Below are 24,508 nucleotides of genomic sequence, written 5' to 3' on the forward strand. Positions count from 1 at the left end.
GCTACGGCGTCGGGGTGGCCAGCCGGGCGGTGCTGATCGATCCGGCACAGGTGCCCGCCGAGGCTCAGGCCGCGTCCGGCCAGGTGAGCGGCCAGCAGGACACCCTGGTCGCGCTCGGGCTGGTCGCGGCCGGGCTGCTCATCGAGTCCGCGCTGCTCGCCGGACCGGCCTTCGCGGTGATCGCCCAGCGCCAGCGACGCACCCTGGCCCTGGCCGCCTCCAACGGGGCGACCCGCGCCCAGCTGCGCCGCACCATGCTCGCCCAGGCCCTCGTGGGTCGGGTCGGGTCGGCCGCGATCGCGGCGGCGCTCGGCGTGCTGCTCGGCTGGGTCGGCGTCCTGGTCTACCTGCGCTGGCGGCCGACGACGGTCACCGGTCCGTTCGACGTCCCCTGGCTCCAGCTCGCCGTCGTCCTGGGCTGCGCGATCGTCGCGGCAGTCGTGGCCGCGCTGGTCCCGGCCCGGGGTCTCGGGCGGCTCGACGTGATGTCCGCCCTGCGTGGCGACGTGGCACCGCGCCCGTCCCGACGGTGGCTCCCGGTTGTCGGGCTGGTCTGTGCCGCCCTCGGTGGGATCGGCATCTTCGCCGCCGTCGCGCTCGCCCGATCGGGCACCCACGACAGCTGGGTCGTGCTCGGGTCCCTGATCGGGTCGGCCGTCGTCCTCGTGATCGGCGCCCTCCTCGCGGTGCCCGCGATCCTCGGCCTCGTCGGTCGACTGGGTGGTGCGCTGCCGGTCCCCGTCCGGATCGCCATCCGGGACGCCGCGCGGCAGCGTGGTCGGGCGACACCGACGGTCGCCGCGATCATGGCCGGCACCATCCTGCTCGGCACCAGTGCCATCGCCTTCGCCTCGTTCACCGAGCGCCAGCGCTCCGACTACGTCGCGAGCGCTCCGTCGGGGTGGCTCTATGCGCGGATGTTCGGTGGGGACGTGGACGTGCCGGCCGCGGTCGAGCAGACCATCCCCGGGGGGCGCGCCTACCAGCTCGACCGGGTCGCGCTGCCGAGGCCGTCGGCCGACACCCCGGCGGACCATGGGTGGCTCCTGCTGGCCCTCGCTCCCGGGTGCACGCCGGCGCAGGCGGTCGACGTGCCGCGCGACCGGCCCCCGTCCGCGTGCGTCGGTCTGAACATCAGCGCGCCGATGGGGTCGACCTCGGTCCGCGCGCTGGACGACCCCGGCCTGCGCGACGTGCTACGGCTCACCCGCGACCAGCAGCGGATCGTCGCGGCCGGAGGGGTGCTGACCTCGGTGCCTGCGTCAGCGTCCGCCGGGTCGCTGACCTGGGTCAGGCTCGACTACATCCAGAAGGACGGTGCGACGGTGCTCGGTCGAGAGTGGTCCCGCCGGACGCTGCCGGTCGGGTCGCTCACCCGCGAGCAGGCCGCGTTCGTCGACGCCTACAACCCGATGGGGACGGCCGTGATCGGACCGGTGGGCACCCGGGCGCTGGGGCTGGAACGAAGCGCCGACGTCGTCATGGTGCGCCCGGGCGACGGCGACGCGGTCACCGACGCGCAGCGCGATGCCTTCGCCAAGGCGGTCGCCGACCCCAGCATGGACGAGCAGCTGTCCGACGAGAACGTCCGCGTAGAGCGCGGATTCGTCGATCAGTACGACCGGCTGCGCTGGCTCCTGGTCGGCACGGTCGTGCTGCTGATCCTGGTGGCCACGACCACGGCCACGGCCCTGTCCATGGGGGAAACACAGCGCGATCTCGCGACCCTGGCCGCCATCGGCTCCACCGGGCGGCTGCGACGCTGGATCGCCGCGGCGCAGGCGGGCTCGCTCGCGCTGATCGGCGCGCTCGTCGGGCTGGCCGTCGCCGCCCTGCTCGCCGCCCTCGTGGTGCGCACCAACCCGACCCTCACCCGACGGTCCACCTAGGAGACGAAGACACGATGTCGATCCGCAACGGCCTGCTCGCCCTGCTCGCCGACCAGCCGATGTATGGCGCCCAGCTGCGCTCGGAGTTCGAGGCGCGCACGGGTGACACCTGGCCGCTCAACGTGGGGCAGGTCTACCAGACCCTCACCCGGCTCGAGCGCGACGGCCTTGTCGACCAGCGCGGTGAGGACGAGGAGGGCCGCACGACCTACGGGCTGACCGACGCGGGCCGCGCCGAGGTCGAGCGCTGGTGGTCCGAGCCGGTCGACCGTGAGAGCACGCCGCGCAACGAGCTGGCGATCAAGCTGGCGCTCGCGGTGACCGTGCCCGGCGTGGACGTCACGCGGGTCGTGCAGGCCCAGCGGACCGCGACGATGCGCCAGCTGCGCGACCTGACGCGCATCAAGTCCGCGACGGTCACCGACGGCGACCGCACCCAGCTCGCCTGGCTGCTCGTCGTCGAGAACCTCATCTTCGCGGCCGAGTCCGAGGTGCGCTGGCTCGACCACGTCGAGGCTCGGGTAGCCCGTGCTGCCGGCTCCGCGTCCCCGCGCGCCGCCACGGCGGGCTCCCCGGAGCCGGCCACGCAGCGGCAGGCGCCGGTCCGGACGGCGCGCGGGCTGCGATGATGGGGCCATGCCCCGCTCCAACCGTCGTCGCGTCGACCACGCGCCGCTGGCCCTCGGTCGGCTGGCCGGCATGGAGCGGCGCGAGCAGCACTGGGACGGTGCCTGGACCGTGCGGCGCGTGCGCGGCGCCGGGCAGGGGCGGGTCTACCGCTGTCCGGGGTGCAACCAGGAGCTGAGCGACGACCTGCCTCACGTGGTCGCGTGGCCGGCCGAAGGCATGCGTGGCCTGCCGGACCGCCGGCACTGGCACACGTCGTGCTGGGCGGCCAAGGACCGTCGTAGAGTCTGACCCAGCCCCACCGACGAGCCCTGGAAGGACCACGCGTGAGCGTCCACGAGATCCGGTCCGGCACGATCCTGCCGGCCCGCCGCGAGGACATCGAGCTGCACACCGCCGACGGGCTCACCCTCGTCGGTGAGCTCGCCCTGCCGCTCGACCGCGACCCCGTCGCGACGCTCGTCACCTTGCACCCGCTGCCGACCGCCGGGGGCTTCATGGACAGCCACGTCCTCAAGAAGGCGTCCTACCGGCTGCCCGCGCTCGCCGACGTCGCGGTGCTCCGCTTCAACACGCGCGGCACGAGCTCGCCGCGCGGCACCTCGCAGGGCATCTTCGACGCGGGGGACAGCGAGCGCTACGACGTGGCCGCGGCGATCGAGTTCGCGGAGTTCCACGAGGACCCCGCGCTGCCGCACCGCTGGCTGCTCGGCTGGTCGTTCGGGACCGACCTGACCCTGATGCACGGGCTCGACCCCTCGATCGAGGGCGCCATCTTGATGAGCCCGCCGCTGCGCTGGTCGCGGCCCGAGCACCTGCAGGCCTGGACCGACTCCGGCAAGCCGGTCAGCGCACTGGTGCCCGAGCACGACGACTTCCTCCAACCTCCCGCTGCCCGTGAAGGATTCGCGCCGCTGCAGCAGGCGAAGGTCGTCACCATCGAGGGCGGCAAGCACCTGTGGGTGGGGGAGACGTACGTCCGGCGCGCCCTGGACGAGATCGTGGCCGTGGTGGCCCCCGACCGGCTCGTCGACGGGCACCTGCCGACCACCTGGGACGGCGACGTCGTCTCCTCCGGCGACTGAGTCCGGCATGAGCCTGCTGCGCGGCTACCTGCTGGTGGTCGTCTCCGCCATCGCGTTCGGCGTCATGCCGGTCATCGCGGTCTTCGCCTACCGCCACGGCGTCAGCGTGCCGACGCTGCTGCTCGCCCGCTTCGGGCTGTCCGCGGTCGTGCTCGTGGTGGGTCTCGCCGCCCTGCGGCGACTCCGGCTCCCCGCCACCCGGGCGATGCTCGTGCTGGGGCTGATGGGGGTGATCTACTGCGGGCAGTCGAGCCTGTACTTCTCTGCGGTGCAACGGATCTCGCCGGCTCTCGTTGGACTGCTGCTGTATCTCTACCCCTCCCTCGTCGCTCTGCTGTCGTCGATCGTCAACCACGACAGGCTGACTCGCGGCGTCGTCCTCTCGCTGGTCCTGTCCTTCGTGGGAATCGCCTTGTGCCTCGGGCGGATCGGCGGCGGCAGCGACCTCGTGGGGGTCGCCCTCGGGGCTGCCGCCCCCTTCCTCTACGCGATCTACATCGTGCTGGGCGACCGGGTCGGGCGGGGCGTGCCGCCGCTGGTGTCGAGCGCGCTCGTGTGCGCGTCGGCTGCGCTGTCCTTCGTGGTCACCGGGCTGGTGACCAGCAGCCTCGACGTCGGCGCGGCGCTGCGCGGCTGGGTCCCCGTGGCGGGGGTGGCCGTCGTCGGCGGCGTGATCGCCGTGACCTGCTTCTTCGCCGGGATGGGCGTGCTCGGCGCGACCCGGGCCTCGATCGTCTCCACGGCCGAGCCGGTCGTCACGGTGCTCGCCACCGCGCTGGTCCTCGGCGGCACGCTCAGCGGTCTGCAGTGGCTCGGCGCGGCCCTCGTGGTCGTCGGCGCCATCGTCGGTGTCCGCGCTCACGCCGGGCAGGACGGCGCCCACGCGCCGGTCGCTCCCGGTCTACGCCCGTCCTGACCCGCCCGACCCGGCCCACCTGACCCCGGGGGAGCCAACCACTTAGAGCCGGCGCTGGCGGGGGACCAGGACCTCTTCGTAGAGCAGCAGCAGGCCGGCCGCGACGGGGATCGCGAGCAGCGCGCCGAGCATGCCGAGCAGGGTGGCGCCCGCGAGCGCCGCGACGACCGTGACGGCTCCGGGGACGGCGACGGTGCGCCTCATGATGCGCGGGATGATGAGGTAGTTCTCGACCTGCTGGTAGACGATGTAGTAGATGAGCAGGATGATCGCGACCTTGGGCGAGACGGTGAGCCCGGCGATCGTGACGACCGTGCCGCCGAGGGTGGCGCCGACCATCGGGATCAGGCCGAGGAAGGCCACCACCACGGCGAGCACCGCCGCGTAGGGCACCCCGAGGATCTGCATGGCCAGCCAGCTGAGGGCGCCGTTGATGCTGGCGACGATCGCCTGGCCGATGGCGTAGGCGCCGACCCGGCGCATGATCTGCTCGGACAGCGCGACAACCCGCGGGCGTCGGCTGGCCGGCACCATCGCGTAGACCGCCTGCTTGGCGCGGGGCAGGTTCGCGAGGATGTAGAGCGTGAGGATCAGGACGGTGAACGTCTGGAACAACCCGCTCACGGCGGCCGCGCCGGCGCCCCAGAGGCCACCCGCGATGGTCTGCAGGAAGGACTGGTCGGTGAGCCGCTGGTTGATCTGGTTCTGCAGCTGGTCGACCAGGTGGTAGTCCTGGTCCAGGCGTTGCACCCAGGGTTGGGCGAGCAGGTCGTCGACGGCGCCCGGGGTGTTCGCGACCAGCGCGGAGGACTGGGACACGACGACCGGCGCGACGAGCGAGCCGAGCAGGGTGAAGACGGCGACCAGACCGACGAAGACGATGCTCACCGCCCACCCGCGGCCGAGGCCGTCGGCGGTGAGCCGCTCGACGATCGGGTCGAGGGCGACCGCGATGAACACGGCCACCGTGAGCAGGGTGAGCGTCATGCTCAGCTGGCCGAGGAAGTTCCACAGCGTGACGGCGACGAGCACCCCCATCGCCCCGACGAACCCGAGGCGGAACGGCCGGCTCAGCGCCTGACCGGTCAGCTCGGCGCCGCGGCGGGCACCCTCGACGTCCGCCCCCTCGCTGCTCGCCACCGGGTCGGCGGCGCCCGCCGAGAGGCGCACCTGCTCCTCGAGGCGGTTGCTCGCCTCGAGTGCCTCACGGGCCTTGCTGCGGTACTCGGACCACCAGCGGTACGTCGGCAATCTCACGGGTCCGACGATAGTCGCGCCGGTGCGCGCTTCGTGGTGACACGTCGGCTACCTCGGCTACCAATGGACTGACGCGACGGCTCCCACGTCGGCGAAGCGAGAGCGACGCGTCGGCGACACGTGGTCTACACGTTGCGGAACCGGTTGATCTCCTGCTCGAGCTCGGCGCGCAGCTCGGGGCGGGTCACGCCGAGGCCCGGCTCGGGCGCGAGGGTGAGGACGCCGACCTTGCCCTGGTGCCGGTTGCGGTGCACGTCGTAGGCCGCCTGGCCCACCTCGTCCATCGTGTAGGTGCGCGACAGGGTCGGGTGGATCAGGCCTCGACGGATCAGCGAGTTGGCCTCCCAGGCCTCGCGGTAGTTGGCGAAGTGCGACCCGATGATCCGCTTGAGGTTCATCCACAGGTAGCGGTTGTCGAACTCGTGCAGGTAGCCGCTCGTCGAGGCGCAGGTGACGATCGTGCCGCCCTTGCGGGTGACGTAGACCGAGGCGCCGAAGGTCTCGCGGCCGGGGTGCTCGAAGACGATGTCGGGGTCGTGGCCGTTGGTGAGCTCGCGGATCTTGGCGCCGAGCCGCTTCCACTCGCGCGGGTCCTGGGTGTGCTCGTCGGACCAGAACCGGTAGCCCTCGGCGGAGCGGTCGATGACCAGGTCGGCGCCCATGCGGCGACAGATCTCGGCCTTCTCGGGGGAGGACACGACGCAGATCGGCGTCGCACCGCCCGCGAGCGCCATCTGGGTGGCGTAGGACCCGAGCCCGCCGGAGGCGCCCCAGATGAGGACCCGGTCGCCGAGCTTCATCCCCGCGCCGTTGCGGGAGATGAGCTGCCGGTAGGCCGTGGAGTTGACCAGGCCCGGGGACGCGGCCTCCTCCCAGGTGAGGTGCTCGGGCTTGGGCATCAGCTGGTTGGTCTTGACGATCGCCAGCTGCGCGAGGCCGCCGAAGTTGGTCTCGAAGCCCCAGATCCGCTGCTCGGGGTCGAGCATCGTGTCGTTGTGCCCGTCGTGGTGCTCGAGCTCGACGGAGAGGCAGTGCGCGACGACCTCCTGGCCGGCCTTCCACAGGTGCACCCCGGGGCCGGTGCGCAGCACCACGCCGGCGAGGTCCGAGCCGACCACGTGGTAGGGCAGGTCGTGGCGCTTGGTGTCCTCCGACAGCCGGCCGTAGCGCTGCAGGAAGCCGAACGTGGACATCGGCTCGAAGATCGAGGTCCACACGGTGTTGTAGTTGATCGAGCTGGCCATCACCGCGACCAGGGCCTCACCGGGCGCGAGCCGGGGAACGGGCACCTCGTCCAGGTGCAGCGAGCGGCGTGGGTCCTTGTCCTTGGTGGCGAGGCCGGCGAACATCTCGGTCTCGTCGGCATGCACGGTGACGGCGCGGTAGAACTCTGGGACGGGGAGCGCCGAGTAGGTGGCCTCGGTCCGGTCTCCGCTGACGATGGCGTCCTGCAGGGCGGTCATGGCGTCGTTGCTCATGCTGGCGAACCTACTGGCTGGTAGGCCCCGCCATAAGGGGACTGAGATGCCTGCCACAGGTGGCGTTGGTCACGTCGAGCGCGGTTCTCGTATGTTGTGCGCGCCCTGTGAGCCTGGCGCTACAGTGACGGGCGTGCCTCGCGTCCACCACGTCGCGCCCGGCTCGGAGCCGCCGGAGGGGGCGGCCCCGGGCCAGGCTCGGCGTTCGGTGGCCCGAGGCGCCTCCGCGTCCTCAGCCACGTCGGCGCCTGCTGCGTCGCCTGCTGCGTCGGCTGCTGTGTCGCCCACGGCCCCTCAGGCGGCCCCGGACCTCTCCGCCCTGGTGCTGCCCCGGCGTGCGGCGCTCGTCGGCGCCGGGCTCTGCGCGCTCGCCGGCACCGGCCTCGCCGCCGTGGGGGACGGCCGGCTCACCCTCGGCTCCGGTCCGACCCGCACCCAGGCAACCCGGCGGGCGGCCGACCCGGGCGGATTCAGCCGGGTCCGCACCTCTGCTCCCGTGGTGGCGCTGACCTTCGACGACGGGCCCGACCCGGCCTACACGCCCACGGTCCTGGACCTGCTGGCCCGCGCCGGCGCCCAGGCTACGTTCTTCTGCGTCGGCACCAACGTCGAGGCGCACCCCGCGATCGTCGAGCGCATCGTGCGCGAGGGACACCTGCTCGCCAACCACACGCACGACCACGCCCCGCTCGAGTCGATCCTGGGGCGCGAGGTCGAGCGTCAGGTCCGCGACGGCCGATCGGCCCTGGTCGAGGTCGCCGGGCTGCGGGCCGGCAGCGTGCAGGGTGCCCGATTCCTGCGCCCACCAAGGGGATTCACGACGCCGAACGTCGCGCGGATCGCGGGACGCCTGGACGAGCGGGGGGCCTACTGGAGCCTGTGCCTGGAGGCCAACGGCGCGGGCGACGACCGCTCCACCGGTGCTCGCGTGGGTGCCCTGCTGGACCCAGGTGACGTGCTGCTCGCGCACGACGGGGGACACGTCAGCGGCCGGTGGGGGCAGGTCTACGACCGCAGCACGACCGTGGCCGCCCTGCCGTACGTCCTCGAGACGCTGGCCGCCCGCGGGCTGCGCAGCGTGCGGCTGGACCAGCTGGTGCGCAGCGGCCGACCCGTCTGAGCGGCCCCCTGCCAACCGGTGCCTGACGGGTCGGGCCAGAGCAGGACAGCTCGACAGCTCGGTCAGTGCAGAACAGCGGGCCCAGCGCAGAACGGTCGGCCTAGGTCAACGGCGACCCCGTAGACGCGCACGAACCCGTGATGTGCGCACGAACGCGTGAGGCGCGCAGGGTCCGGACCCGCGCGTCTCACGGTTTTGTGGGCGCCACCCGAGTTCTTGAGCATGTTCACACCGAAGCGCCCCCCGTAGACCCCTCCAGCATCACCAGCCCCACCCACCACAGCGGCCCTCACCCCACGCTCACCGCCACATCGCCCACGCCGACCCGCCCTCCCTCGACACGTCGATCTGTGACCGAGACGGCAGTTGGCCACGCGGGACGCGTCGACACGGCACTTGGCCACCGAGATGGCTGGTAGAGCAGCCATCTCGGTGGCTAACCACCATCTCGGCGGGGGTGGCGTGCTCAACCATCATCTCGACAGCGCTTCGGTGGCCAACCACCATCTCGGCCGGGCCAGGGTGAACAGCCTTGGCAGGCTGGTGGGTGAGCGCGCGTCGGGCAGTGCGTCTCGGTCAGTGCGCGGGTGCGGGCTCGACGAGCTCGACCAGCACGCCGCCCGCGTCCTTCGGGTGCACGAAGTTGATCCGGCTGCCGGCCGTGCCGCGCTTGGGCTCGGGGTAGAGCAGGCGCACGCCGCGCTCCTTCAGCGTCGCGCAGACCGCGTCGACGTCCTCGACGCGGTAGGCCATCTGCTGGATGCCCACGCCGTTCTTGGCGATGAACTTGGCGATCGTCGACTCCTCCGAGAGGGGAGCGAGCAGCTGGATGCAGGAGGTCGAGTCGCCGACGGCCATCATGGCCTCCTCGACGCCCTGCTCCTCGTTGGTCTCGCGGTGCGCGAGCTCCATGCCGTAGACGTCCTGGTAGAACGCGATCGCGGCGTCGAGGTCGGCGACGGCGATGCCGACGTGGTCGATGTGGGTGAACAGGTTCGCGGGGATCTTCGACATGAGAGGAGCGTATCCGCGCGGATCTCGACCCCCCGCAGCGGGGCTACAGTAGGGGCTCCTGCACCATCGTCGTTGGAGGGGCACCCCCATGTCGCAAGGTTCCAACCCGTCCGTGATCGTGGCCGGTGCCCGCACCCCGATGGGGCGCCTGCTCGGCTCGCTCAAGGGACAGAGCGGCGCCGACCTCGGCGCCGTCGCCATCGAGGGGGCCCTCGAGAAGTCGGGGGTGGCACCCGACCAGGTCGACTACGTGATCATGGGGCAGGTGCTCACCGCCGGTGCCGGTCAGATCCCCGCCCGCCAGGCCGCGGTCAAGGCCGGCATCCCGATGACCGTCCCCGCCCTCACCATCAACAAGGTGTGCCTGTCGGGGATGGCCGCGGTCGCGCTGGCCGACCAGCTGATCCGCGCGGGCGAGCACGACATCGTCGTGGCCGGCGGTCAGGAGTCGATGTCCCAGGCTCCGCACCTGCTCGAGAAGTCGCGCGGCGGCTTCAAGTACGGCAGCGCCGCGCTCGCGGACTCGATGGAGGTCGACGGCCTCTGGGATGTCTTCACGGACCAGTCGATGGGGCTGCTCACCGAGGCCGCCAACGTCGGTGACGAGGCCATCACCCGCGAGGAGCAGGACGTCTTCGCCGCCAAGAGCCACCAGCGTGCGGCCGCCGCGTGGGCCGAGGGCCGGTTCGCCGACGAGGTCGTGCCGGTCGTCATCCCGCAGCGCAAGGGCGACCCGGTCGTCGTCAGCGAGGACGAGGGCGTCCGCGGTGACACGACGGCCGAGTCGCTCGGCAAGCTGCGCGCCGCCTTCATCAAGGACGGCAGCATCACCGCGGGCAGCGCCTCCCAGATCAGCGACGGCGCCGCCGCCATGGTCGTGATGAGCCGGGCGAAGGCCGAGGAGCTCGGGCTGCCCTGGCTCGCCGAGATCCACTCCTACGCCACCGTCGCCGGCCCCGACTCCTCGCTGCAGCAGCAGCCCGGCAACGCCATCAAGGCGGCCTGCGCCAAGGAGGGCATCGAGACCGCCGACCTCGACCTGATCGAGATCAACGAGGCGTTCGCGGCCGTCGGCGTCGCCGCCAAGCGCCAGCTCGACCTCGACCCGGCGATCGTCAACGTCGACGGCGGCGCGATCGCCCTCGGCCACCCGCTCGGCATGTCCGGCGCACGCATCGTGCTGCACCTGGCCCAGGCGCTCAAGCAGCGCGGCGGCGGCACCGGGGTCGCAGCCCTGTGCGGCGGCGGCGGTCAGGGGGACGCGCTGATCATCACGGTGCCGGCCTCGGATACGGTCTAGGGGTCAGCTCCCCTTGGGGTCAGCTTCCCGGCACGAGAGCAGGTAGAGCCAGATGGCGCGGCAGATGAACGTCCCGACCCTCGTCGAGCAGGCCCGGGCGGGTGCACCGCGGGCCGTCGCCCGGCTGATCTCGATGGTCGAGGACGCCCACCCGCAGCTGCGCGAGGTCATGACGGCCCTCGCCCCGCACACCGGCCGCGCGCACATCATCGGCATCACCGGCTCCCCGGGCGTGGGCAAGTCGACGTCCACGTCGGCCCTGGTCACGGCGCTGCGCAAGCGCGGTCAGCGGGTCGGCATCCTCGCTGTAGACCCCTCCTCGCCCTTCTCGGGCGGCGCCCTGCTCGGCGACCGGATCCGGATGAACGACCACGTGCTCGACCCAGAGGTCTACATCCGCTCGATGGCGTCGCGCGGGCACCTCGGCGGGCTGTCCTGGACGACCCCGCAGGCGCTGCGGGTGCTGGACGCCGCCGGCTGTGACGTCGTGCTCGTCGAGACCGTCGGGGTCGGCCAGTCCGAGGTCGAGATCGCCGGCCTCGCCGACACGACCATCGTCCTGCTGGCTCCCGGGATGGGCGACGGCATCCAGGCCGCCAAGGCCGGCATCCTCGAGATCGGTGACGTCTTCGTCGTCAACAAGGCCGACCGCGACGGCGCCGACAACACCGTGCGCGACATCCGGCACATGATCTCCCTCGGCGACCGCACCGAGCCGCACCTGTGGCGACCGCCGGTGCTCAAGACCGTCGCGTCGCGCGGCGAGGGGGTCGACGAGGTCGTCGAGGCGCTCGACAAGCACTGGGCCTGGATGACCGAGCACGGCGTCCTGCGCAAGCGCCGGCTGCGTCGCGCCGCCGACGAGATCGAGGCGATCGTCATCAAGACCCTGCGCGAGCGGATGGGCGACCTGCGCGGCGGCCACGGCATCGAGGACCACGCGGCCCTCGTCGTCGACGGCACCGCCAGCGCCTACACCGCCGCCGACGACGTGGTCGCCAGCCTGACCTGACCTGACCTGATCTGGCGTCGGTGTAGCCCCGGCGTGGGTGTCGGTCGCGGGTGTCCGGCGTGGGCGTCGGGCGCCGGGGCCGCAACTATCCTTGGCGCTCGTGCCCTTCACCCTCGCCCACCCGGCAGCCGTGCTGCCGCTGCGTCGGACCGGCCTCCCGATGCTGGCGCTGGTGGCGGGATCGGTCGCCCCGGACCTGGTGCTCTTCGTGCACGTGGGCGTGAGCTATCACCAGACCCACTCGCTCGTGGGGGTGCTGACCTGGGACGTGCTGATCGGGGTGCTGCTCGCGGCCGCCTGGGTCTGGTTGCTCTGGGGCCCGCTCGTCGACGCGGCACCCGGCTCGTTGCGCGACCGGCTGCCCCACCCGCACCGCACCGGGCCGCGGTGGTGGCTGATCGCCGTCCCCACGTTCGCCATCGGCGCCGCCACCCACGTGCTCTGGGACTCGTTCACGCACGTCGACGGGTGGTGGGTGCAGCGCGCGCAGTGGTTGCGCGACGGCACGCCACCGGTCTACAAGCTGAGCCAATATGCCAGTGGCGCAGTCGGACTCGCGATCATCGCGGTCGCGTGCTGGATGCTGCTGCGGCGTCGCCCGGTCGTGCCGGTGGCACGCGTGCTGCCGCGACTGGCGCCGTGGGTCTGGGGCGCTCCGCTGATCGCGGTGGGCGCCGCCACGGTGCTCGCGCTGCGCGAGTTCGCCGTCCAGCCGACCTGGCCGATCGAGTACCGCATCTACTACCTGGTCGTCATGACCCTCTCGGCCGCCGCCACGGCGCTCGGGGAAGTCGCGCTCATCTGGCAGGTCGTGCGCCGGGTGGTCCGGCGGTAGCCCGTCGGCCCGGGGCCCCACTCAGTCGGACGCCCTCGGTCGGCCCGGCTCAGTCGGTCGCAGGGAGGGGCTGGTCGCGGTGCGTCCGAGCGAGGTGGGCGACGGTCACGGCGATCAGCACGAGCAGCGCGAGGGTGACCCAGCCGGTGCCCCAGCCGAGACCGCCGCGCTCCGCCGGCACGCCCATCCAGTCGGCGAACGACGCGCCGAACGGGCGGGTGAGCACGTAGGCCCACCAGAACAGCGCCACCTCGTGGCGCCGGGTCGCCAGCCACAGCACCGCCGGGACCGCGAACATCGCCGCGAACATCAGCCCGGAGCCGAGGTAGCCGAGGTTGGTGTCCTTGGCGGACAGGTCGCCCGCCGCGGTGCCGAGCGCGAACGTCGTCAGCACGGTGGCCCAGTAGAACAGCTCGCGCCGGGTCGTGCGCACGGAGTGGATCGACAGCGTGCCCTCGACCCGCCGCCAGGTGATGAGCACCACGGCCAGGACGACCGCGAAGAACGGCGTCGAGACCTCGTAGGGCACCCCGAGGGCCACGTGGACGACGTCGGCCGCGACCGTGCCGAAGACGCTGACCAGCAGGACGGCGATCCAGTAGGTCCAGGGGGAGTAGCGGTCCGCGCGCAGATGGGACCCCCAGGGCAATCAGCAGCGCCACACCCGAGCCCAGCACCGCCGGCACCTTGGTCGCCATCACCCGGTCGAGGGCGGCGCCCCATCGGCTGGTCGCGGTCGCCGTCGCGGGCAGGACGAGGTCGGGCTGGCGGGTGCTGGAGGGCATGTCTCCAGGCTAGGGGCGCGCGGCTTGGATCGTTCTACAACGGCTGAAGGGGGCGTTCAGGTCTCAGCCGTGCTTCAGCGTCGGTCGCGCGGGGTAAGCGGGGAAATCGGCTCGTGCGGCGCCGGCGGTCACCGGTAGCGTCGAGCACCATGGAGCGAGAGAGCATCGTCGTCAGCGAGGTGGCCATCGACGACGAGGCGACCTTCCGCGAGTATGCGGCTGCCGAGGACGGCGCCTGGCGCGCCGGCCGGCCGCACGAGCCCACCATCGCGTGGCGGGAGCGGCTCGCCGCGTTCCGGGCGCTGCAGGACACTCAGGCGGTGCTCTTCGTCGCCCGCGACGGCGAGAGCGGTCCGGTGGTCGGTGCGGCGCAGCTGATGCTGCCGCGCATGGCCAACACCGACCTCGCGCACCCCACGGTCTTAGTGCCACCGGAGCACCGTCGTCGCGGCGTGGGCGCCGCGCTGGGTCGCGCGACCCTGGACCGGTCGCGGGCGGAGGGACGGACGCGGTTCGTCGGGGAGGTGATCATCCCGCGGGGTGCGCAGGACAGCACCGACGTGGCGTTCGCCCGCTCGTTCGGGCTGCGGGAGTCCTACCGCGACGTGCGCTCCGAGCTCGCCGTCCCCATCGCTCCCGCGCTGGACGTCGAGCTGCGCGCCGAGTGCGAACCGCACTGGGAGGGCTACCGATTCGAGTCGTACGTCAACGGCGTGCCGGACGACCTGCTGACGGCGTACCTCACGCTGGACGGACTGGTCGAGGTCGACTCACCCACGGGGGAGACCGACTTCGAGGCCGAGATCGCCAGCCCCGAGTCCTACCGTCGGCGCACGGCGGTGCTGGTCGACGCGGGCCTGACGCTCATCGAGACGGTCGCCCTCGACGCGCACGGCGAGCCGGTGGCCCTCAACCAGCTCAAGGTTCGTGCAGACCCCGACGCTCCTGTGATGCAGCGGGGCACCTACGTGCACCGGGCGCATCGCGGGCACCGGCTGGGCCTGGGTGTGAAGCTGACCGGGCTGGCCGCGCTCGCCGAGCAGGCTCCGCAGACCCGCGTCGTGCGCACCTGGAACGCGATCGACAACGCCCCCATGCTCGCGGTCAACGACCGGCTGGGCTTCGTGCCGTTGGAGGACATGGTGTCGATGATCGGCGAGCTGGACTGAGCGGGAGGGCTTTTCACAGGGGGGCTGTTCAGCGGCGGCCCGGCGTGCCTACGATCGACCCATGCTCGTAGCCTTCTCCGTCGCCCCCGGCGTTGCCGCCGACGCCTCTGGTTCGGTCCACGACGCGGTCGCGGACGCCATCGCCGTCGTGCGCGCCAGCGGTCTGCCGCACCGCACGGACGCGATGTTCACGACCATCGAGGGGGAGTGGGACGAGTGCATGGCCGTGGTCAAGGCGGCCTGCGACGGGGTCGGCGCCCACAGCCAGCGCGTCTCGCTCGTGCTCAAGGCCGACATCCGCCCCGGCTACACCGGTGAGCTCGACGGCAAGCTCGAGCGGCTCGAGGACGCGCTCTCCGCCAAGGAGAGCCGCGACTCGTGAGGGCCGGCGCCTCGGGTGCTCGGGAGGCCGGGTTCACCGCCCGGGCCGCCACGGTGGCGGACGCTGCTGAGCTCGGCCGCATCCACGTGCAGATCTGGCGCGACACCTACCGCGGGTTGATGTCCGACACCGTCCTCGACGAGCTGGACCCGGTAGACCGTGGTGAGCGGTGGGCGCAGATCCTCGCCGGCAGGCTGCTGCCTCGCGGCGCGCACGAGCCCGCCCTCACCCGGGTCGCCGTCGCTCCCTCGGGCGAGCTCGTGGGCTTCGCGTCGGTCGGCGCCAGCCGCGACGACGACCCGCCGACCGAGGTCGAGCTCTGGGCCCTGAATGTTGTTGCGGCACAACACGGCACGGGTGTCGCAGACCTGCTCGTCGAGGAGACGCACGGTGACCGAGCCGCGTCGTTGTGGGTCGCCGAGGGCAACGGGCGAGCCATCGCCTACTACCGGCGGCTCGGCTTCGAGCCGGACGGCACGACCAGGACCGACCCGGGACTGGGCGTGCGCGAGCTACGGATGGTGCGAGTCTCGGCCTGACACGCGGTGCCGGTCCGTGCGCGGGCCGGGTCGTATCCTTCGCCTGTGGCACCGTCGACCCCCTTGCCGTTCGACCCGATCAGCGTCGCCCAGGACACCTGGGTGCAGCGCTGGGGGTCCGACGCGCCCGCCGACGAGATGGCCGCGGCGACGTCCGTGCTGCGCGTGGCCCAGCTGCTCACCGCGCGGTTCGATGCTGCGGTCGCTCCGCACGGGCTGACGTTCGCGCGCTACGAGGTGCTGGTGCTGCTCACCTTCAGCCGCACGGGAGCTCTACCGATGAGCAAGATCGGTGAGCGCCTCATGGTCCATCCGACGAGCGCCACCTCCGCGGTGCAGCGGCTGGAGGCCCAGGGCTTCGTGCGCCGCGTGCCGAACCCCGCCGACGGGCGCGGCACCCTCGCCGAGATCACCTCCGCCGGCCGCGAGGTCGTCGAGGCCGCCACCGCCGCGCTGCACGCGCTCGACTTCGGGCTCTCGGCGCTCGACCCCGACCAGGTGCGGACCCTCACCGGCGTCATGCGCCAGGTCCGCCTCGCCAACGGCGACTTCGCGCCCTGAGTGGCGCTCGCGCGTCGGCCGGAGGTCGCGCTGGAGCGGGCGTGGGAGTCGCGCTTGGGCGGGGCTGGGGGTGCAGGTGTGCGCTTCGGACTGATTCATGGCCCGCGGAGGGCTGTTGGCACGTTCAAGTCCGCGTGAGTCAGTCCGAAGCGCACACCGGGTAGACCTGGTGCCCGGCTTCCGGGATCGCGGGAGGTCGACGGGGCGGCTTGGCGAACGGAGGCTCGAGATATGGCCTGTGCATAACCGCGTTTGATGCGGCTGGCGTGCGGCTGGCGTTGTTGTCGTGGATTCAGCTGAGCTTGACCGACGGATGGAGGCGTTGGGCTGGGTGGCGACGCGCGCTCAGCTGGATGCGCGGTGGCCGCGTCGATGGATTCGCCGCGCCGTCGCTGACGGGGTGCTGGTGCGGGTGGCACGCGGCCGCTACGCGCATGGCCGGCTGAACCAGCACCGCCAGGTGGCGGCCGCCCACGGCGGTGTCGTGTCCCACACCTCCGCGGCGCTGCGCTGGGGGTTGGCAGTCAAGGCCGAGCCGATCACGCCGTGGATCACCGTCGCGCGCACCTACCGGCTGCGGCGACGACCGGACGAGCAGCTGCGCGCGAGCTACCGGAGTCTGCGCCCGGACGAGATCGACCGGCAGACGGCGTCGACGACCGTGCTGCGCACCGTGCTGGACTGTGCACGAGACCTGCCGTTCGACGAGGCGTTGTGCATTGCCGACTCTGCCCTGCGGGAGGGACTCCTCGAGTCGCGCGACCTTCGGTCGGCCGCCGCGACGCTCCAGGGGAAGGGCGCCGCCCGGGCTCGACGTGTCGCTCGCCTGGCCTCGGGGCTCTCCGCCAACCCGATGGAGTCGGTGCTGCGGGCGATCGCCATCGAGCTGGGCCTGGCCCTCACGCCGCAGCTGCAGGTGTGCGAGGACGGCCTTTTCGCCCGGGTGGACCTCGGCGACGAGACGCTGCGGCTGGCGGTCGAGGCGGAGGGGTTCGCCTGGCACGGGGAGCGGCGGCAGCTGGAGCGGGATGCTCGCCGCTATGACCTGCTGGTGGTGTTCGGCTGGACCGTGCTGCGCTTCTCGTGGGAGCAGATCATGCACCACCCGGAGTTAGTGCGGTGGTGCCTGCAGCACTGGCGGGGCGTTCATCGTGGCCTGGTCCCGCCCTCACCGCCCCGGTTGGCCGGGTGAGCTCCCGCCACTCGCCGGGCTCTGCCAGAGCGTCGGCGCTCCAGTGGGGTCCACGGTGTGCGCTTCGGACTGATTCATGGCCCGTCGAGGGCTGTTGGCACGTTCAAAGCCGCGTGAATCAGTCCGAACGGCACACGAGGGTGCGCTCAGGGGAGGTAGGTCGCGGGGGAGGGTGGCATTTACTAGGACGTCCTAGTAAATTGGCGACATGACTCTCCAGGACACTCCGGTAGACCGTCCGCTCACCGACGGGCGCAGCCGCTGGCAGCAGCGCTACGACGCGGCCCTGGCCGCGGGCCGGGTCCGGGACGCCGACTTCACGACGCTGTCGGGTCTCGAGCTCGACCCGGTCTACGGGCCGAGCGAGGAGCAGGCGGCGACCGACGAGCGGATGGAGCGCATCGGGTGGCCGGGGGAGTTCCCCTACACGCGCGGGCTGCACGCGACGGGCTACCGCGGCAAGGCCTGGACGATCCGCCAGTTCGCCGGCTTCGGCAACGCGGTGCAGACCAACGAGCGCTACAAGATGATCCTCGAGCGCGGGGGCGGCGGTCTGAGCGTGGCGTTCGACATGCCGACCCTGATGGGGCGCGACTCCGACGACCCGATGAGCCTCGGCGAGGTCGGGCACTGCGGGGTCGCGGTCGACAGCGCGTCCGACATGGAGGTGCTGTTCAAGGACATCCCGCTCGGCGCGACGACCACGTCGATGACGATCAGCGGCCCGGCGGTGCCCGTCTTCTGCATGTATCTCGTTGCGGCAGAACGCCAGGGCGTCGACACGTCGACGCTCAACGGCACGCTGCAGACCGACATCTTCAAGGAGTACATCGCGCAGAAGGAGTGGCTCTTCGCGCCCGAGCCGCACCTGCGGCTGATCGGTGACCTGATGGCCTACTGCGACGCGAACATCCCTGCCTACAAACCGCTCTCGGTCTCCGGCTACCACATCCGCGAGGCCGGCAGCACCGCCGCGCAGGAGCTCGCGTTCACGCTCGCCGACGGGTTCGGCTACGTCGAGCTCGGCCTGTCGCGCGGCCTCGACATCAACTCGTTCGCCCCCGGCCTGTCCTTCTTCTTCGACAGCCACCTCGACTTCTTCGAGGAGATCGCGAAGTTCCGTGCGGCCCGGCGCATCTGGGCGCGCTGGCTGCATGACGTCTACGGCGCGACGTCCGAGAAGGCTCTGCAGCTGCGCTTCCACACCCAGACCGCAGGGGTCAGCCTGACCGCGCAGCAGCCCTACAACAACGTCGTGCGCACCGCCGTCGAGGCGCTCGCCGCGGTGCTCGGTGGCACGAACTCGTTGCACACCAACGCTCTTGACGAGACTCTCGCCCTCCCGACCGAGCAGTCCGCCGAGATCGCGCTGCGCACCCAGCAGGTGATCATGGAGGAGACCGGGGTCACCAACGTGGCGGACCCGCTCGGCGGCAGCTGGTTCGTCGAGGCGCTGACCGACCGCATCGAGGCCGAGTCTGAGGCGATCTTCGACCAGATCCTGCGGATGGGCACGAGTGGCGCGGAGGCGAAGGACACCGAGCGGCTGCGCGAGCTCGTGGACGCCAGCCGGGGCATGGCGACCGGCGGCACCTGGCCGATGACGAGCGGCATCCTGCGGGGCATCGAGGAGGGCTGGTTCATGGGCGAGATCGCCGACTCCGCGTTCCGCTACCAGATCGCCCTCGAGGAGGGCACCAAGAAGATCGTCGGCGTCAACTACCACACCGGCTCGGTCAGCCACCAGCTGGAGATCCTGCGCGTGTCGCACGAGGTGGAGCGCGACCAGGTCGCCGACCTCGAGCGACGCCGCGCGGGCCGCAACGAGGACATCGCGGCCGACGCCGTCCGCCGGATGGTCGAGGTGTCGCGCACCGACGCCAACATGATCCCGGCCATGCTCGATGCCGTCCGCGCCGAGGCGACCCTCGGCGAGATCTGCGACGCGCTGCGCGCCGAATGGGGGATCTACCGGGAGCCGGCGCGGTTCTGAGGGCGGTCCGGCCCGGTCACGACGGGGCCGCACCCGACGCCTCCCGGCGCCCACGACGCAGGCACCGAGTTTGGTGCCTGCGCGCCGGTCGGGCATGGTGGAAGGGCTGTCCGTAGCCCCGCAAACACCCTGGGTAGACCCCGGAAAGGCCCTGTCGTGCCCCGCACCCCCGCTCGTCTGCTGTCCGTCGCCTGCGCCGCCACCCTGCTGGCTGCGTGCAGCGGCGGTGCGACCAGCCCCAGCACGACGACCAGCCCGAGCACGACGACCAGCCCCAGCACCGCCCCCACCACGGCGGCGCTCAGCGACCAGCAGATCGTCGAGCGCGCGGTGGCCGCGGTGACCACCCCGGCAGCGACCACCCCAGCCACGACCGCAACGCCAGGCGGCGCCGCGAGCAGCGCGACGAGGCCGACGTTCAGCGCGGACTCGGGGGTGCGCCTGCTGGCCCGCTCGACGCCGCTCGGGGGCTACCCGGCGAGCTGGCTCGCGGTCACCCAGCCCCAGGAGGGTGTGCCCGCGCTCGTCGTCGTCACCCAGCCGGCCGCGTCCGCCGCGGCGAAGGCCACCCGGTTGGTGCCGCTGCTCGACGGCGCCCAGGTGCGGGCCTTCCCCTCGCTGTCCAGCGGCACCGCGTTCAGCGCGCCGGCCGGGCTGGCGATCACCCCGGAGGCGCTGGTCACGGCCTACGCGAAGTCTCTCGTGCATCCCTCGCCGAGCCCGCTGCCCAAGACCGTGGCGGCCGACCCGTTCGCCGCCCAAGTGCGGGCGGCCGAGACGCAGCTGGCCGACGGGGTCAAGGGCGCCGGATCGGCGACGTCCACCCAGCGCATCCTGCCGGGCACGACGACGGTGACCCAGGCCGACGGCGGAGCGCTGGTCCTCGCGACGCTGGAGCGCACGACGACGATCACCGTGACCGAGGGAGCCGAGGTGGCCACGCCGGCTGCCTTCCAGGCGGCGAAGGGTCCCAAGACGCTGAAGCACAAGGGGACCTGGGTCACCCAGGAGGCCCTCGCGTTCGAGGTGCCGAAGGGCGCCGGGCAGGCCCACCTGGTCGGTGCCGACGAGCGCACCGTGTCCGCGAGCGGCTCCTGACCGCGACTTCGGCACATCGCGCCAGATAGGAGACAATGAGCCCATGACGTCTCAACCGTTCCCCGGTGCGCCGCTGCGTGGCGCCGTCGATCTCGGCGCGCTGGCTGCGCGCCCGCAGCCCGGAGCCGCCGGGTCCAAGCCCGCCGGCCCCGCTGCCGGTGGCTCGCAGGCCCAGGGCGGCGTGGTGGTCGAGGCGACCGACGCGACCGTCCCCGCGATCATGAACTCCTCCATCTCGGTGCCCGTGGTGCTGCTGCTGTGGTCGGCGTCGCGCCCCGAGACCCGCGCGGTGGTCGACGACTTCTCGGCCGTCGCCAGGGCGGCGGGCGGTCGCTTCCAGCTCGCCACCGTCGACATCGACGCGAATCCCTCTCTGGCGCAAGCCCTTCAGGTGCAGCAGATCCCGATGGCGATCGGCATGCTGCAGGGTCAGCCGGTGCCGCTCTTCGTCGGGCCGCAGCCGCGCGAGGTCATCACTGCCTACGTCGACGAGCTGCTCAAGATCGCCGTCAGCAACGGCATCACCGGCCGCGTGCCGGGTGCCGAGGACGCCGAGGGCAATGGCGCTGAGGTCGAGCCGCCGCTCCCGCCGCTGATCCAGGAGGCCTACGACGCCGTAGACCGTGGCGACCTCGACGGGGCCATCGCCGCCTTCACGAAGGCCCTGGCGGACAACCCCGACGACCGCGAGGCCCAGCTCGGCCTCGCGCAGATGCAGCTGCTGGCCCGCACCCAGGGCGTCGACCTCGCCCAGGCGCGCCAGGCCGCGGCCGAGCGCCCCGACGACGTCGCCGCCCAGACGATGGTGGCCGACCTCGACGTGCTCGGTGGTCACCTGGAGGACGCGTTCACCCGGCTGATCGACTTCGTGCGCACGCACGCGGGCGACGACCGCGACGCAGCGCGCCTGCACCTGATCGGGCTGTTCGACGTCATCGGCAACGACGACCCCCGCGTCAAGAAGGGCCGCACCTCGCTGATGAGCGCCCTGTTCTGACCTGAGCCAGGGCCTCACCCAGCCAGACGCGGCAGTTCCGGTGGCGCGGTCTACGCCTGGTCGGGCAGCGTTCGGACGCTGCGGATCGTGAGGGTGCCGAGGGCAACGATCAGGTAGACCACCCCGCTCACCACCATGAGTCGGTGCGGGTCGACGGCGGACGCGATCAGCCCCCCACGCGAGCTGACCCACGGGCATGGCGACGAAGCTGCCAAGCATGTCGTAGCTGTAGACCCGCGAGAGCGCGGCCTGCGGGACGTGCTGCTGCAGTGCGGTGTCCCAGGCGACCCCGAAGATCGCGGACCCGACACCGGCGAAGAGCGCCGCCGTGGCGACCCAGGGAGCGGTGAGCCCGCCTCCGAGGGCGAGGATCGGCAGCGCGACGCCCGCGACGGCGATCATGCCGGCGAGCAACGGTCGCCGCAGCCTCAGACGCAGCAGCAGGACCGTCCCGACCAGCAGGCCTACGGACTCCACGCTGAGCGCGAGACCCCAGCCGCGCTCGCCGAAGCCGGCGGTGGCCTTGGCGACAACTGGTCCGAGGACGAGCCAGCCTCCGGCGCTGACGGCGTTGAGGATGCCGAAGGCGACGACGATCACCCACACCCAGCGTCGCACGGTGAACTCGGTCCAGCCCGCCCGCAGCTCAGCAGGGGATGATCGGGGCCGGACGCTCTCGCGGCCGGGAGGCGCACCCGAGCCAGGCAGCCGATCGCCAGCACGTAGGTGAGCGCATCGAACGCCAGCGCCCATCCGGCACCGACACCGACGACGAGCAGGGCTGCGATCGTAGGGCCGAGGATTTGCATCCCGGAACGGGTGAAGGACAGCAGCGCGTTGGCCTGTTGCAGCAGCGGCCGGGGCACCAGCTCGGGGACGATCCCCAGCATGGCGGGCATGGTGAAAGCGGTGACGGCGCCGTTGACCGCCTCGAGGACGACCAAGGTGGCGATGCTCGCCGTGTGGGTGAGCAGCAGCAGCAGGCAGCAGGCGCCGGTGCGCGCCGCCAGGACCAGGGCGAGCGCGCCGGGCGAGCCGTCGATCTCGAGCACGCCAAAGGTCAGCGCGACGGTGGCCATCGCGGTCCCGAGCGTCGAGCTGACCCGAGCGCCGTAGAATCAGGCGTAGTCGCGGGACCGCAGCACCTCGGGGATGGCGCCGCGTCGGCCGAGGCGTCCCCTCCAGGTCATTCTGGAGAGGCTAGCGGGGAGGGACTAGCGGCAGGGGCTAGCGCGCAGGCGTCAGCGAGTCGGTGGCGGTGCGAACGAGCAGGATCAGGCTCCGGCGCTGCCGGGGGTGTCAGCGCTGCCGTCGAGGACGCCGCGGATCCGGTCGATCTCGGCCTGCTCGTCGTGGGAGACGCCCTTGGAGGCGCCGGCGACCTCGTTCATCGCGCTCTCGAGCACCTCGCGGTAGCCGCGCTGCAGCTCCGGGTGGGACGCGAGCGCTGCCATCGCGGCCTTGAGGTCGCCGAGGATCTTGGACTCGACCTGCTCGGGCGAGCCGCTCGGCGGCGCCATCAGCCCGCCCTGGAGGAGCTCACGGATCTGCTCGGGCGCCTTGGCCAGGGCCTTGGAGCCGGCCATCGACTCCTTGAAGGTCGCGAAGAAGCCGGGGTCTGCCTTGGAGACCAGGGCGATCGCGCCGAAGGCGCCGCGACGGATGACGTCCTTGTCGGCGTCGCTCAGCTGGGACGGGGTGGCCGGGGTCTGCGTGGGGTCGCTCATGGGCGGGGCATACCCGGTGGCGTGGCGGGGCAGACCCGGGCCACGCCGGGGGCGAGCACGGTGACCTGGGTGAGGTGACCGGCGAGGTCTACGGCGTGCTCGGTCCAGCACAGCCCGGGCGTGGGTGGCACCCCATGGGCGAGGACCTGGTCGAGGTCGGTCAGGCCGGCCTTCACGGCGCACTCCATCCGGCACCAGGTGGAGGTCGACACCCCGGCCGCACGCTCGGACCGAGCCCCGATCCGCTCTACGTCGATGCCGATGGCGGTGGTGCGTCCGGGCGTGACCGCTGCTGCCACGACTCCGTCCGCGTGCGCCCACGAGACGGCGACGTCGGGCCCGCGGACGACCGCCGGGCGGCCGTGCCCCGTGCGTCCGCAGGTCGGGCAGCGCTGCTCGATCTCGATGGCGGCGAGCGCGGCCACGTCCAGCGGAGAGGCCGGGTCAAGGTGGTCGAGCCCCGCGCCGACGGCGAGCCCGCGAACGAGCACCCGGACGAGCAGGTGAGCGGCGAGGTAGTCCCGCCGGTCGTTCGATCGACGCAGCCGGTCGTGGCGCTGCTGCTCGGCCTCGCTGAGCAGCTGGCGCAGCGCGACGGGGTAGGCGGAGCCGCCGGACCACTGCGCCACGAGCGACTCGCTCGACCCGACCGCGGCGACGGTCCGGCCGGAGGTCACGACCCGAGCGCGGCCACGATCCCGGCCACCCCGGTGGGTGCGCCGGCGACGTGCCAGCGGACCGGGCCCACCTGCACGAGGGCCGTGGCGCCGCCCGCGCCCTCGACCAGCGCCTTGCCGGGCAGCCAGTCCCAGTCGGGGCAGGAGTGTTGATACCACACGCCGATCCGGCCGCCGGCCACGGACGCGAGGTCGACCGACGACGAGCCGAGCATGCGCACGGTCGCGACGCGCGAGGTCGCGGCCTTCCACGGCTCGAAGATCTCGGGCCGGGTGAACCGGGTCGGGTGCAGGTAGGTCGCGGCACTGATCTGGTCCAGCGGTCGGTCCTCGATGCGCTCGACCGGCTCGCCGTTGCGCGTGGTCGGCAGCTCGGGGCCACCGAGCCACAGCTCGTCGCTCTGCGGGTGGTAGACCGCGCCGAGGACCACACCGGCTGGTCCGGTGAGGGCAAGCGCGCTGCACCAGTGGGACAGGCCGGAGGCGAAGTTGTAGGTCCCGTCCACCGGGTCGATCACCCAGGTGCGGCCGCTGGCGGGCTCCTTCGCGGTGCCCTCCTCGCCAAGGATCCCGTCGTCCGGGCGAGCGGCCCGCAGCCGGTCCCCGACCAGCCGCTCAGCCGCGTGGTCCGCCGCCGTGACGACGTCGGACACCGACGTCTTGGTGTGCGTCTGCAGGCCCCCGCCGCGCATCTGCAGCGCCAGCGTCCCCGCCTCGCGCACGAGGGTCGCGGCCAGCTCCAGGTCGGTCAGCGTCGAGTCGTCGGCGGCTTCGGCGGCGGCTCCGGCGGCGTCGAAGGGTGCGGCTTCGCTCATGGCTCCAGCCTCTCACGGTGCGCGCGTCGACGACCGAGTC

Annotated in this window: 26 protein-coding genes; 17 read left to right on the plus strand and 9 right to left on the minus strand. The window is 72.4% G+C overall.

All coding sequences use genetic code 11. The features are described 5' to 3' along the window. Positions 1-14 precede the first annotated feature (14 nt). The 5 genes from MM440_RS15705 to MM440_RS15725 are packed head-to-tail and all read left to right on the plus strand — an operon-like array spanning position 15 to position 4,517. The gene (locus tag MM440_RS15705; protein ID WP_241445785.1) at positions 15-1,889 is read left to right on the plus strand and encodes an FtsX-like permease family protein; all 1,875 of its coding nucleotides are present in this window, start codon (positions 15-17) and stop codon (positions 1,887-1,889) included. A gap of 14 nt (positions 1,890-1,903) precedes the next feature. Then, on the plus strand, positions 1,904-2,518 hold the full coding sequence (locus tag MM440_RS15710) for a PadR family transcriptional regulator (RefSeq protein ID WP_241445802.1): 615 nt from the start codon (positions 1,904-1,906) through the stop codon (positions 2,516-2,518). Positions 2,519-2,525: 7 nt separating this feature from the next. Next, positions 2,526-2,807: a hypothetical protein gene (locus MM440_RS15715; RefSeq protein WP_241445804.1), complete on the plus strand. Its 282-nt coding sequence runs from the start codon at positions 2,526-2,528 to the stop codon at positions 2,805-2,807. A gap of 35 nt (positions 2,808-2,842) precedes the next feature. Continuing rightward, the gene (locus MM440_RS15720; protein ID WP_241445812.1) at positions 2,843-3,601 is read left to right on the plus strand and encodes an alpha/beta hydrolase; all 759 of its coding nucleotides are present in this window, start codon (positions 2,843-2,845) and stop codon (positions 3,599-3,601) included. A gap of 7 nt (positions 3,602-3,608) precedes the next feature. Continuing rightward, complete coding sequence (locus MM440_RS15725) at positions 3,609-4,517, plus strand: EamA family transporter (RefSeq protein WP_241445814.1); 909 nt, start codon at positions 3,609-3,611, stop codon at positions 4,515-4,517. Between the two features lie 42 nt (positions 4,518-4,559). Here MM440_RS15725 and MM440_RS15730 read toward each other — a convergent pair whose 3' ends face one another. Then, complete coding sequence (locus tag MM440_RS15730) at positions 4,560-5,774, minus strand: AI-2E family transporter (protein ID WP_241445816.1); 1,215 nt, start codon at positions 5,772-5,774, stop codon at positions 4,560-4,562. A 125-nt stretch (positions 5,775-5,899) separates the two neighbouring features. Then, positions 5,900-7,237, minus strand: a complete 1,338-nt coding sequence (ccrA, locus tag MM440_RS15735; protein ID WP_241445893.1) for a crotonyl-CoA carboxylase/reductase — start codon at positions 7,235-7,237, stop codon at positions 5,900-5,902. A 292-nt stretch (positions 7,238-7,529) separates the two neighbouring features. Between ccrA and MM440_RS15740 the strand changes: the two genes are divergently transcribed. After that, positions 7,530-8,372 carry a polysaccharide deacetylase family protein gene (locus MM440_RS15740; protein WP_241445824.1) on the plus strand — a complete coding sequence of 281 codons (843 nt, stop codon included), beginning with the start codon at positions 7,530-7,532 and terminating at the stop codon, positions 8,370-8,372. A 576-nt stretch (positions 8,373-8,948) separates the two neighbouring features. On the opposite strand, the gene mce is transcribed toward MM440_RS15740, so the two are convergent. Beyond that, positions 8,949-9,386 carry a methylmalonyl-CoA epimerase gene (mce, locus tag MM440_RS15745; RefSeq protein WP_241445826.1) on the minus strand — a complete coding sequence of 146 codons (438 nt, stop codon included), beginning with the start codon at positions 9,384-9,386 and terminating at the stop codon, positions 8,949-8,951. 88 nt (positions 9,387-9,474) lie between these two features. Here mce and MM440_RS15750 point away from each other — a divergent pair, with 88 nt between their 5' ends. The 3 genes from MM440_RS15750 to MM440_RS15760 all read left to right on the plus strand — a co-directional run bounded on the left by MM440_RS15750 (position 9,475) and on the right by MM440_RS15760 (position 12,533). Next, positions 9,475-10,686: an acetyl-CoA C-acetyltransferase gene (locus MM440_RS15750; protein WP_241445828.1), complete on the plus strand. Its 1,212-nt coding sequence runs from the start codon at positions 9,475-9,477 to the stop codon at positions 10,684-10,686. Between the two features lie 64 nt (positions 10,687-10,750). Further along, positions 10,751-11,698 carry a methylmalonyl Co-A mutase-associated GTPase MeaB gene (gene meaB / locus MM440_RS15755; protein ID WP_420914181.1) on the plus strand — a complete coding sequence of 316 codons (948 nt, stop codon included), beginning with the start codon at positions 10,751-10,753 and terminating at the stop codon, positions 11,696-11,698. Between the two features lie 100 nt (positions 11,699-11,798). Next, a complete protein-coding gene (locus MM440_RS15760) occupies positions 11,799-12,533 on the plus strand; it encodes a DUF4184 family protein (RefSeq protein ID WP_241445832.1) in 735 nt (244 codons plus the stop codon). Between the two features lie 49 nt (positions 12,534-12,582). Here the strand turns inward: MM440_RS15760 and MM440_RS15765 are convergent, their stop codons facing one another. Continuing rightward, positions 12,583-13,182: a COG4705 family protein gene (locus tag MM440_RS15765; RefSeq protein WP_241445834.1), complete on the minus strand. Its 600-nt coding sequence runs from the start codon at positions 13,180-13,182 to the stop codon at positions 12,583-12,585. A gap of 285 nt (positions 13,183-13,467) precedes the next feature. Between MM440_RS15765 and MM440_RS15770 the strand changes: the two genes are divergently transcribed. The 8 genes from MM440_RS15770 to MM440_RS15805 all read left to right on the plus strand — a co-directional run bounded on the left by MM440_RS15770 (position 13,468) and on the right by MM440_RS15805 (position 21,249). Further along, positions 13,468-14,487 (plus strand): GNAT family N-acetyltransferase, encoded by a 1,020-nt coding sequence (locus MM440_RS15770; RefSeq protein ID WP_241445841.1) that lies wholly within the window; start codon positions 13,468-13,470, stop codon positions 14,485-14,487. Between the two features lie 61 nt (positions 14,488-14,548). Then, positions 14,549-14,869, plus strand: a complete 321-nt coding sequence (locus MM440_RS15775) for a thiamine-binding protein (RefSeq protein WP_241445849.1) — start codon at positions 14,549-14,551, stop codon at positions 14,867-14,869. Then, the gene (locus tag MM440_RS15780) at positions 14,866-15,408 is read left to right on the plus strand and encodes a GNAT family N-acetyltransferase (protein ID WP_241445851.1); all 543 of its coding nucleotides are present in this window, start codon (positions 14,866-14,868) and stop codon (positions 15,406-15,408) included. The genes MM440_RS15775 and MM440_RS15780 overlap by 4 nt, the downstream gene beginning before the upstream one ends. Positions 15,409-15,453: 45 nt before the next feature. After that, complete coding sequence (locus MM440_RS15785; protein WP_241445853.1) at positions 15,454-15,969, plus strand: MarR family winged helix-turn-helix transcriptional regulator; 516 nt, start codon at positions 15,454-15,456, stop codon at positions 15,967-15,969. Between the two features lie 331 nt (positions 15,970-16,300). Next, entirely contained in the window at positions 16,301-17,161 is an 861-nt protein-coding gene (locus tag MM440_RS17465) for a DUF559 domain-containing protein (RefSeq protein ID WP_241445855.1), read from the plus strand. Between the two features lie 208 nt (positions 17,162-17,369). Then, positions 17,370-19,154 (plus strand): coenzyme B12-dependent isobutyryl-CoA mutase large subunit, encoded by a 1,785-nt coding sequence (locus tag MM440_RS15795; RefSeq protein WP_241445856.1) that lies wholly within the window; start codon positions 17,370-17,372, stop codon positions 19,152-19,154. Positions 19,155-19,310: 156 nt separating this feature from the next. After that, on the plus strand, positions 19,311-20,252 hold the full coding sequence (locus MM440_RS15800) for a hypothetical protein (RefSeq protein ID WP_241444872.1): 942 nt from the start codon (positions 19,311-19,313) through the stop codon (positions 20,250-20,252). A gap of 43 nt (positions 20,253-20,295) precedes the next feature. Then, positions 20,296-21,249, plus strand: coding sequence for a tetratricopeptide repeat protein (locus MM440_RS15805; RefSeq protein WP_241444874.1), 954 nt, complete (start codon positions 20,296-20,298; stop codon positions 21,247-21,249). A gap of 50 nt (positions 21,250-21,299) precedes the next feature. Here the strand turns inward: MM440_RS15805 and MM440_RS15810 are convergent, their stop codons facing one another. The 5 genes from MM440_RS15810 to MM440_RS15830 all read right to left on the minus strand — a co-directional run bounded on the left by MM440_RS15810 (position 21,300) and on the right by MM440_RS15830 (position 24,468). Further along, complete coding sequence (locus tag MM440_RS15810; protein WP_241444876.1) at positions 21,300-21,464, minus strand: hypothetical protein; 165 nt, start codon at positions 21,462-21,464, stop codon at positions 21,300-21,302. 381 nt (positions 21,465-21,845) lie between these two features. Further along, complete coding sequence (locus MM440_RS15815) at positions 21,846-22,328, minus strand: MFS transporter (protein WP_241444877.1); 483 nt, start codon at positions 22,326-22,328, stop codon at positions 21,846-21,848. Between the two features lie 195 nt (positions 22,329-22,523). After that, a complete protein-coding gene (locus MM440_RS15820; protein ID WP_241444878.1) occupies positions 22,524-22,976 on the minus strand; it encodes a hypothetical protein in 453 nt (150 codons plus the stop codon). Continuing rightward, positions 22,973-23,653: a 4'-phosphopantetheinyl transferase family protein gene (locus MM440_RS15825; protein WP_241444879.1), complete on the minus strand. Its 681-nt coding sequence runs from the start codon at positions 23,651-23,653 to the stop codon at positions 22,973-22,975. Before MM440_RS15825 ends, MM440_RS15820 begins: the two co-directional genes overlap by 4 nt. After that, positions 23,650-24,468, minus strand: a complete 819-nt coding sequence (locus tag MM440_RS15830) for an inositol monophosphatase family protein (RefSeq protein ID WP_241444880.1) — start codon at positions 24,466-24,468, stop codon at positions 23,650-23,652. Before MM440_RS15830 ends, MM440_RS15825 begins: the two co-directional genes overlap by 4 nt. Positions 24,469-24,508 lie beyond the last annotated feature (40 nt).

The organism is Arsenicicoccus piscis (assembly GCF_022568835.1).
Classification (GTDB): Bacteria; Actinomycetota; Actinomycetes; order Actinomycetales; family Dermatophilaceae; genus Arsenicicoccus; species Arsenicicoccus piscis.